This is a genomic window from Sporichthya sp. (genome assembly GCF_013815995.1).
GTDB lineage: Bacteria > Actinomycetota > Actinomycetes > Sporichthyales > Sporichthyaceae > Sporichthya.
In genome coordinates, this window is sequence record NZ_JACDFE010000309.1 from 1 (window position 1) to 4083 (window position 4083).

General features: G+C 71.0%; 4 protein-coding genes and 1 pseudogene. 3 read left to right on the forward strand and 2 right to left on the reverse strand.

Going from position 1 to position 4083, the window contains the following annotated elements:
• Positions 1–741, forward strand: a 741-nt coding sequence (locus tag H0X00_RS22210; protein ID WP_293774936.1) for an acyl-CoA dehydrogenase family protein, incomplete at its 5' end; no start/stop codon positions are given.
• A 102-nt stretch (positions 742–843) separates the two neighbouring features.
• Here the strand turns inward: H0X00_RS22210 and accB are convergent.
• Positions 844–1335, reverse strand: a complete 492-nt coding sequence (accB, locus tag H0X00_RS22215; protein WP_293774937.1) for an acetyl-CoA carboxylase biotin carboxyl carrier protein — start codon at positions 1333–1335, stop codon at positions 844–846.
• A gap of 91 nt (positions 1336–1426) precedes the next feature.
• Positions 1427–2998 carry an AMP-binding protein gene (locus tag H0X00_RS22220; protein ID WP_293774939.1) on the reverse strand — a complete coding sequence of 524 codons (1572 nt, stop codon included), beginning with the start codon at positions 2996–2998 and terminating at the stop codon, positions 1427–1429.
• Positions 2999–3114: 116 nt separating this feature from the next.
• Between H0X00_RS22220 and H0X00_RS22225 the strand changes: the two genes are divergently transcribed.
• Positions 3115–3489, forward strand: coding sequence for a nuclear transport factor 2 family protein (locus tag H0X00_RS22225; protein WP_293774940.1), 375 nt, complete (start codon positions 3115–3117; stop codon positions 3487–3489).
• A 68-nt stretch (positions 3490–3557) separates the two neighbouring features.
• Positions 3558–4083 (forward strand): annotated as a pseudogene (locus H0X00_RS22230) (3-ketoacyl-CoA thiolase); the annotation flags it as partial.

Below are 4083 nucleotides of genomic sequence, written 5' to 3' on the forward strand. Positions count from 1 at the left end.
GCCCTGGTGGTCGCGCGCGGCGTGCCGCCGCTGGGCACCGCCCGAGTGAGCGCCACCGTCGGTGAGCCTGGCGCGCTCCTCCTGCAGGGCTCCGCCGCGGCGGTGCTCGACGGCGCGGTCGCCGGTCTGTTCGTCGTGGTGGCGTCCGGCCCCGACGGCCTGCTCGCCGGGGTGCTGCCCACCGACGCCGCCGGCCTGAGCGTGAGCGCCGTCGACACCGCGGACGTCACCCGGCCGTTGGCCGACCTGACCTTCACCGGGTGCACCGCCCGGCGGCTGGAGCTCGACGCCGCCGCGCTGAATGCCGCCCTCGGCGCCGCTGCGGTGGCGCTGTCCGCCGAAATGATCGGCACTGCGGCCCAGGCGTTCGACCTGACCGTCGAGTATCTGAAGACCCGTCACCAGTTCGGCAAGCCGATCGGGTCGTTCCAGGCGCTGAAGCACCGGTGCGCGGATCTCGCGACCGACCTCGCCCTGGCCCACGAGCTGGTGTTCGCCTGCGCGGCCGCCCTCGACGAGCCCGGCGACAGCCCCCCGGATGCCCTGATCGCAGCGACGCTGATGCGGGCCGCCTCGGTGCTGAGCCGGATCGGGGCCGAGAGCGTCCAGCTCCACGGGGCGATCGGGTTCACCGAGGAGGCCGACATCGGCCTGTTCTACCGCCGGGCCCTCGCCGTCGCCGCCGCGCTGCCGGCGCCGGTGCGGCAGCAGGAGAGCCTCGCGGTCCTGCTCGGCCTCTGAGGCCGCGCCACCATTCGCTCATGCATGAGTGGATGGTCGATTTACGGGCGGATTCGGCCCCAAAATCGACCACTCACTCATGCATGAGCCAGTGGTGGGGGCTCAGGCCGGGGCGATGGTGATCAGCGGGGCGCCGTACTCGACCTGAGCGGCGTTCTCGACGTGGACCGCGACCACGGTGCCGGCGACGTCGCTGACGACGTTGTTCATCAGCTTCATCATCTCGACGATGCAGATGGTGTCCCCGATCGCGACGGCCTGACCGACCTCGACGAACGGCGGGGAGCCGGGGCGCGGGGAGCGCCAGAAGACGCCCACGCTGGGGGCGCTGATGACGTGTCCGCCGGCGATCGGGGCCGCTGGCGGCGTTGCCGGGGGCGTTGCGTCCGACGGAGCGGGCGCTATAGCGCTCGTTCGTTCGGACGCAACGGGGGTGGGCGGTGCGACGGGGGCTGCGGCGGGAGCGCCCGCGGGGGTGGCGCCGTTGCGGGCCACCGCGATGGTGACGCCCTCGACGGTGACCGTCGCGGAGTCCCAGTCGGAAGCCTCGAGGGCGTCGAGGATCGCCTTGATGTCGGGCGGGCTCAGTGTCATGTCCGTGCTCCTCCGCAGAGTTCCGCACTCTGGCTGCGTGCCGGGTGCATCAGGTTGCGGGGATAGCCCCGCCACGCGACCAGAGTCGCCATCATGCCCGCCGGGCGCGGGAGTCGCCACGGTCCCAGCCGGCGCCCACGCCGTCCTGGCGCAGCAGGTACTTCTGCACCCGCCCGGTCTCGGTGCGCGGCAGTTCGTCGCGGAACTCGATGTACCGCGGCCGCATGAAGTCGCCGAGCCGATCATCGCTCCAGGTCGCGAGCTGGGCCTCGGTCAGCGTGCTCCCGGCCCGGCGGACGACGACGATCTTCACGTCCTCCTCGGACAGCTCGCTGGGGACGCCGATGGCGGCCACCTCGGCCACCTCCGGATGCCCGAGCGCCGCCTTCTCGACCAGGAAGGAGCTGATGTTCTCCCCGCGCCGGCGGATGGTGTCCTTGCTGCGGTCGATGAAGACGTAGTACCCGTCCGGGCGGCGGCGGCCGATGTCGCCGGTGTGGAACCAGCCGCCCGCCATGGCCTCGGCGGTGGCCTCCGGCGCCTTGAAGTAGCCGCTCATGAAGGCGCCCTCGATGCGGGACCGGGTCAGGATCTGGCCGGGCACGTCGTCGCCGACGTCGTTGCCCTCCTCGTCGACCACGCGCAGTTCGTTGTGCTCCAGGGGAATCCCGATGGTCCCCGAGCGGGTGTCGTCCGGCGGGTTGATGCAGGCCATCGTCCCGGTCTCGGTCAGCCCGTACCCCTCGACGATCCGCACGCCCCAGCGCGCCTCCAGTGGCCGGTGCAGGTCCTCCGGCACCGGCGCCGCCACGACGTAGCGCAGGCGCTCGCAGCGTTCGGCTGCGTCCGGCTCGCGCTTGGAGAGCAGCGCCAGCATCGCGCCGAGCAGGTTCGTGACGGTGGCGCCGGACTCGTTGATCCAGCCCCAGTAGCGGGACAGCGAGAACGAGCGGTCCACGACGACCTCGGCGCCCAGGGCGAGCCCGGACATCAGCGTGGTCTGCTGGGCGTTGCAGTGGAACAGCGGCAGGCAGGTGTGCAGGACGTCCTCGGCGTGCAGGCCGAGGTGGTGGGCGAAGTAGCCGCCGGTGTTCAGGTAGCTGCCGTGCCCGAGCACGACGCCCTTCGGCATGCCCGTCGTGCCCGAGGTGTAGATGATGTTCATCGGGTCGAGGCCGTCACAGCGCACGGGGTGAGGCGTCGGGTTGGACCGGTCGATCAGGTCAGCGAACGGGCTCGCGCCGTCGAAGTCCCCTCCGACCGCGACCTGCCAGGTCGGCTTCACCCCGGCCGCGGCGATCGCGGGCAGCAGGTCCGCGTCGCCGATCACGCCGACGGACTCGGAGTGCTCCAGCGTGTGAGCGAGGGCCTCGCCGACCGAGGCGGTGTTGACCGGCACCGCGACCGCGCCCATCCGGGCCAGGGCCAGCCAGGCGTCGAGGAACTCGACCGAGTTGCGCATCAGCAGCGCGACGTTGTCGCCCGGGCCCACGCCGGCGCCGGCCAGCCAGCCATGCGCACGGGCGGACCGATCCCATAGCTCGCCGTAGGTGTACGGCACGGCGTGCACCCGGACGGCGACACGTCCGGAATCGGCGATCGCCCGGTGCTCCAGCAGATCCGGCAGCGAGCGGAAGCTGGTGTACGGACTGGAAAAGGCCATGACCGTCCTGGGGACTGAGGGCAGGTTTTACCAAACAACCGTTTGGGAGCCTAGACAGGGACCCCGCCGGACGTCAACGATGACCTCGACCAGACCCGACTTTTCAGGAGGACCCGATGGCGGATGCCGCCAGCGTCGCCAATGCCTTCGTCGACGCGTACAACGCCGGCGACGACGATGCCCTGCTTGCCCTGTGTGCCGAGAACATCGAGGTCGTGCACCACAACCGTGGGGTCGAGGTCAGCGGACGCGAGGCGTTCGGCGGGCTACTCGGCGCGTTCAAGGGTGCCTTCCCCGACAAGCGGTTCGAGAACCGGCGGGCCGAGCACAGCGACGGCGACACCGCGGTCATCGCCCACACCTGGACCGGCACCGCCGCGGCTGCCGTCCCCGGCTTCGCCGAGAACGCCGGCGACGTGGCCAAGCTCGACCTCTGCACGATCTACACCGTCAAGGACGGCCTGATCGTCAGCTACCACGACTACGGCTGAGACGACCGGTCCTGAAGGGTTCGAAACTGGGTCTACCAAACGTATGTTTGGTTGTGTAGGGTCGGCCCATGACCGGATCTGACCTGAGCCGGGTGGGCGTCGTCGCGACGGCCCAGACCCAGCTACGCGAATCGTGGGATGACAAGCAGCACGTCGACCTGATCTACGCAGCGGTCTCCGACGTCCTGGCCGGCAGCGGCCTCGGCATTGCCGACGTGGACGTCGTGATCGACTGCGGCAGCGACGTGCTCGACGGGCGCAGCATCTCGAACTGCGGCTTCCTCGGCGCCATGGGCGCGCACCACAAGGAGGAGTCGCGGGTCGAGGAGGACGGCCTGTGGGGCCTGTCCTACGCGGCCGACAAGGTGGCCGCGGGCAACGCCAAGGTCGCGTTGATCGTGGCCTACTCCAAGCCGAGCGAGTCCGACGTCGCGGCGTACTACGCCTCGATCGCGGAGCCCTTCTTCGCCCGTCCGGTCGGCTTCGGCCAGGACGTGGCGATGGGGCTGCTCGCCGCGCAGTACCTCGAGCGCACGGGCCTGCCGGCCGACGTGCTCACCGAGGTCGCCGCGCAGGCCTGGGAGCGGGCCGGGG

Bases quoted from the DNA above. Each gene is read 5' to 3' on its own strand.
- accB (WP_293774937.1), bottom strand. From the start codon at position 1,335: ATGACACTGAGCCCGCCCGACATCAAGGCGATCCTCGACGCCCTCGAG.
- H0X00_RS22220 (WP_293774939.1), bottom strand. From the start codon at position 2,998: ATGGCCTTTTCCAGTCCGTACACCAGCTTCCGCTCGCTGCCGGATCTG.
- H0X00_RS22225 (WP_293774940.1), top strand. From the start codon at position 3,115: ATGGCGGATGCCGCCAGCGTCGCCAATGCCTTCGTCGACGCGTACAAC.